This window comes from Streptomyces sp. NPDC057654 (assembly GCF_042800135.1).
Taxonomy (GTDB): domain Bacteria; phylum Actinomycetota; class Actinomycetes; order Streptomycetales; family Streptomycetaceae; genus Streptomyces.
Genome location: NZ_JBHVHQ010000709.1, coordinates 1 through 4551, shown reverse-complemented (window position 1 = coordinate 4551; position 4551 = coordinate 1). Strand labels below are relative to the sequence as shown.

Genomic DNA, 4551 nt, shown 5'->3' with positions numbered 1-4551 from the left:
GCCCGTAAGGGACGGCCGCCGCCGAGGGGTGTGCGCCAGCGGGGTGGCGGAGGCGGGGAGTCACGGTGTCCGGCGGGGCTCTGGCCCGCTGCGCCGTGGTCATTGGTCCGCCCGTGCGGCGGTGGCGAGTTCTGCCTTGAGGTCGATGACGGTCACGCCGCGCAGGCGTCGGACGAGTTGGGTGGCGAGGTACCAGCGGATGCGGGGGTCCTGGTAGGCGATGGCCGTCTCCTGGTCCGGCAGGACGTGCAGCAGCGCGGTCCAGCCGGGCCTGAAGTGGAGCCCGAGCACTCCGTGGAGGCGGGGGGTTTTCACGCGCAGCGCGAGGTGGCCCCGGATGAGAGGGGGGCACCGCTCGGCCGACACGGCGGCGTGCGGGAGGCAGAGCGGCGGCTGGCTCGTCAGTGCCCCTTCGGGCCAGCCGGCGTCCGCGTCGTCGGGGGGCGGCAGCTCCGCCAGGAAGAGGAAGCCCAGGTCGGTGCGGCTTGCGGGCTCCCGGCAGCAGATCTGGCACCGCAGGCCGTACATCGTTTCCCTCTGGCGGGAGGGGTGCACTTGCGCGTAGATCGGCCTGCCGGTCGGCTGGCCCCGGTTGTTGCGGGGGTTGTGCCCCTGGCGTGCCCAGAGGACACCGCGCAGATCCCGGTCGCCGGGGACCTCGTCGGTGTAGTACAGGCCCCGCGTCGGGTGCGCGCGGAGCGTCGAGCGGTTGCCGAGGTTCTCGCCGTCGCGGGTGGTGATGTACGGGATGACGATCTTGTCGTTCGGGGTGGAGAGCTGCTGGCCCATGGTGGTCCTTGGCTGCCGCGGCGGAGGGCGGTCAGGTAATGGGGGGCGTGCTGATGTACGCGTCGAGGCCGGGCACCTTTTGCACGGGGCGTTCGAGGAGGTAGAAGAGGCGGGATTCGTGCATCACGCCGCCGAAGACGGCGAAGCCCACCGCGTCGCAGGCGTGGCGCATGACGTGGTCCGAGGAGGTGGTGGTGCGCAGCCAGCGGGTGCGGCCGTCCTTGGTGGGCAGGCGGGCGGCGCGGTCGAGGAGGGCCCAGGCCAGGAGCCGGGCCCGGGATTCGTTGGGCTTGTGCCGGGTGAAGAGGGTGCGGATGTAGTGGGTGGGCTCGGGGCGGTGGGAGGGGCCCCAGGCCCAGGGCGGCGAGGTGGAGAAGACGGCCGCGCAGCCCACGATCGTGTCGTCCTCGCACAGCAGCCACACCAGCGGCTCGTTGTTCTCGATCTCGCCCAGGTTGTTGAGAATCGCGGCACTGTCCGCTTTGAGGGGGGCGACGTCGGCCCGCTTGTCTTCGAGGACGGCGATGCGGCCGGCGATCAGGTCGATGACGGCCGACCGGTCCTCGGCGCGTCCCGGCCGCACCTCGTACGCCGCGGCGGTGGTGAGGCGGGCACGGGCGGCAGCGGCAGGGGAAGGGGCTGGGTGAGGCATCGGGTGTCTTTCAGGCTCGGTCGGCGTCGAGGTCGAGGGTGACGGTGACCGGGAGGTGGTCGGACAGGAGGCGGGCGGCGGGGGTGTCGATGACCTCGCTGGCGTACAGGGCGGGAGCCAGGGCCGGGGAGAGGAGGGTGTAGTCGGATCGGTGGTCCCACAGGTGCTCGCTGCTCTGGCCGGTCACGGCGTTGGTCCAGTAGCCCGCGGTGCGGGGGATGGGCAGGCCGAGCGCGGCCGGCGGGTCGACGAAGTCCGCGCCCAGCAGGGCGTGCAGGGCGCGCAGGTCGACCTCGTCGGTCCAGGCGCCGTCCGGTCCTTGGACCAGGTGGCGGGAGTACTCGTCGGCGGGGATGCGTGCGGTCAGTTCGTCCGGCGTGGTCGCCACCGGTTCCCCGAAGTTGAGGTCGCCGGACAGGAGAGTGTCCCGGCCCGGCTTGGCGTACTCGGTGAGCCAGCCCACCTCCCCGCGCCGGGCGGTGGGGTCGAATGGGTTCAGGTGCGTGTTGATCACGTTGAGCAGGCCGTGGCCCTGGATGGCGAACTGGGCAAGGGCAGCGGTGTGGTGGAAGGTGCCGCAGGCGAGGTCCGGCTCGAACACACGGGGCACCAGGCGCGGCCACCGGTAGAGGATCACCAGGTGGCAGCCGTGGCGGGGCGAGGGCGCGAACAGCGCCTGCATGCGCAGTTGCTCGGCGACGGCGTACACGGTGTGGTGCTTGTCGCGGTGCCAGTTCTTGCCCTCCTGGAGGCACAGGATGTCCAGGTCCAGGTCCCGGAGCAGGGCGAGCTGGTCGGGCAGCCGTCCGGCCAGGCCCCTGGTCGGGCGGGCCTGGCCGCCGTCGAGGAGGTTGTAGGTGGCGGCTTTTAGGAGCGTCATGCGGCGTCTCGGCTTTCGGGTATGTGGGGCGGGACGGGGGTCGGGCGCATGTGACGGGGTCTGCGGCTGCGGCTGATCGTCCACGTGGTGGTGTAGTTGCGGGCGGTGATGCTGACGCTGAAGGTCAGGTACAGGCGGCCGAGGCTGTCGTAGTGGCCCTCGATGCACTCGTGGTCGTGGAACCAGACCAGGAACAGGGCCGACTGCGCCGGCGGCCAGTCGCGGGTCGCTTCGCCGAGCTCGGCGCGCAGCCACGCCAGGGCCCGGGGCGCGCCGTCCGCGTACTGCTGCTCCTCAAGGGCGCGGAGCGCGTCGGGTTGCGCCAGCTTGCGGTGCCGCTCGCACCAGAACGTCGCGCCGGACAGCGGGACTTCGAGGGGCGCGGGGTCGATCCAGGAGATCGAGACGCTGCCGGGAATGATGCCGGGCGGCGGGCAGTCGTTCGTCTGCATCCACCGGGGCACGCGGGGCACGGCCATTACCGGGCCGGTCCCGCCGCGACGGAGTGGCCGAAGACGAGGTTGTCGGCGGCGGTGTTCAGGAAGGCGGCGGTCTCCCGCGGGTCGTGGCCCAGGCGTACGGACCATCGGGGAAGCGGAGCGAGGGCTTCGCGGACGGCCTGGACCGGGTCGGCCTGCGGCTCGGTGTCGGCCGTCAGGCCCAGCAGGTCCGGGTAGTGGTCCACCTCGGTGAAGAGGTCGTCGTCGAGTTCGGCGTGGGGGTCCGTTGTCGGTTCGGTCAGGCCGGGGAGCACGTGGGGGAGGAGCACGGCGGCTGCGGTGCCGCCGGCGGCGGGGGTCAGCTTGAGTTGGGCGGGGTGGCTCAGGGCCTGCTGCACCATGCCCAGTTCATCCACCGGTGCCGCGCGGGACCCCAGCCGGAGCGCGCAGGCGATCGCGTCGGGCTGGGGAGGGCCGGCCGGGGGGACATCCGCGAGGAAGTGCTCCTGGACGTGGTCGTACAGGCCCACGCTGTCGGCGAGCAGGAGGGAGGTGGCGAGCGGGGCGGGATAGGGCAGCAGGTGCACTCCGCCGGGCGCGGGACGGGCGAAGACCTGGCCGTCGCTGATCACCTGCCAGCCCGCGCGGCACAGGTGGAGCACGGCGGTGGTCGTGCCCGCGCCCGCTGCTCCGGCGATCAGCAGGGCCTTGCCGTCGCGGACGACGGCGGCGCCGCGCAGCAGGGCCCAGCCGTCGGCCTGGAGCTGGGCGCGGATCACATCCCGGGCCAGATGGACGGCAGCCGGCCCGATCATGTTGCGGCGCGGCACGAAGATGTCCAGGCGCCGGCGGTCCGGATCGGCGCGGTAGGCCACGACGCGGTCCGGCTGCACCGCGTAGGCCCGGCCGTCGTCATCGCGCATGCGCAGGGCGAGGTCCTGCCCGTAGAGACCCCTCTCGTGCTCGTGATCGATCACAAGCTGACGGATGGCCTGCGCTTCGTGCGGGTCCACGGTGGCGCTGATCACCGGGACCGGTCCCGTGGCCGTCGGGCGGGGTGCGGGATCGACGTGCCACCTGCGGTCGAAGTAGCGGCGGCACTGCTCGGCGACCGGCTTGTCGGCGGTCACCGTCACCTTCGCGAGGGGGATGGCGGTGTCCGGGTCGGTGACGGTGACGCGGATGGTGGTGCTGGGCATCGGGGCTCCAGAGGTCTGTGCTGCTGCGGTGGCGGTGCGACGGCGGCTACGGCGATATGCGCCCGTCGGCGCGCAGCTCGATGAAGGTGTTGTCCCGTACGGCCTTCAGCGCGGCCTTGACCTGCGGTGCCTGGGACGGGGCGCAGAGGCGGTCGAGGTCGGTGACCGTGGCCCACGTGGCGTGGTCGAAGGCGTCGGAGGGCACGACGGTGAAGGCCGCGGGGACCGCAGCGGTGAAGGAGTAGAGGTGGGTGGTCCCGGCGGGGCCGTGGGGCGAGGCGGGCGTCCAGTCAGCGGCGCGGATGCGGGCGGCCTTCGGGTTGAGGGGCAGCCCGGTCTGCTCGCGGATGTGTCTGACCAGGGAGTCGTGGAGTAGTTCGCCCTCGGCCACGAGGCCGCCCGGCAGCCGGTACCAGCGGTCATCGTCCGCCGTGCGCATCCGCGGGCGCAGTACCAGCACCGCGCCCGCCTCATTGACGAGCAGTCCCCGGACAGCCATCCAGTACAAGTCCGGATCAACGCTGACGGAGGGAACAGGAGGGACGGAGGCAGAGGTCACGGCAAGTCCTTTCGCGTCGAGTGAAGGGGGCC

General features: G+C 72.4%; 6 protein-coding genes. All 6 read right to left on the bottom strand.

Going from position 1 to position 4551, the window contains the following annotated elements; translation table 11 throughout:
- Positions 1-99 precede the first annotated feature (99 nt).
- Genes ACFU99_RS34170 through ACFU99_RS34145 form a run of 6 tightly spaced genes read right to left on the bottom strand, consistent with a single transcriptional unit; the run spans position 100 to position 4459 of the window.
- Positions 100-789, bottom strand: a complete 690-nt coding sequence (locus ACFU99_RS34170) for a hypothetical protein (RefSeq protein ID WP_384399616.1) — start codon at positions 787-789, stop codon at positions 100-102.
- Positions 790-820: 31 nt separating this feature from the next.
- Positions 821-1441, bottom strand: a complete 621-nt coding sequence (locus ACFU99_RS34165) for a hypothetical protein (RefSeq protein WP_384399613.1) — start codon at positions 1439-1441, stop codon at positions 821-823.
- 10 nt (positions 1442-1451) lie between these two features.
- Positions 1452-2321 carry an endonuclease/exonuclease/phosphatase family protein gene (locus tag ACFU99_RS34160; RefSeq protein WP_384399610.1) on the bottom strand — a complete coding sequence of 290 codons (870 nt, stop codon included), beginning with the start codon at positions 2319-2321 and terminating at the stop codon, positions 1452-1454.
- A complete protein-coding gene (locus ACFU99_RS34155) occupies positions 2318-2794 on the bottom strand; it encodes a hypothetical protein (protein ID WP_384399608.1) in 477 nt (158 codons plus the stop codon). The genes ACFU99_RS34160 and ACFU99_RS34155 overlap by 4 nt, the downstream gene beginning before the upstream one ends.
- A gap of 5 nt (positions 2795-2799) precedes the next feature.
- On the bottom strand, positions 2800-3960 hold the full coding sequence (locus ACFU99_RS34150) for a hypothetical protein (RefSeq protein WP_384399605.1): 1161 nt from the start codon (positions 3958-3960) through the stop codon (positions 2800-2802).
- Positions 3961-4006: 46 nt separating this feature from the next.
- The gene (locus tag ACFU99_RS34145) at positions 4007-4459 is read right to left on the bottom strand and encodes an NUDIX domain-containing protein (RefSeq protein ID WP_384399602.1); all 453 of its coding nucleotides are present in this window, start codon (positions 4457-4459) and stop codon (positions 4007-4009) included.
- Positions 4460-4551 lie beyond the last annotated feature (92 nt).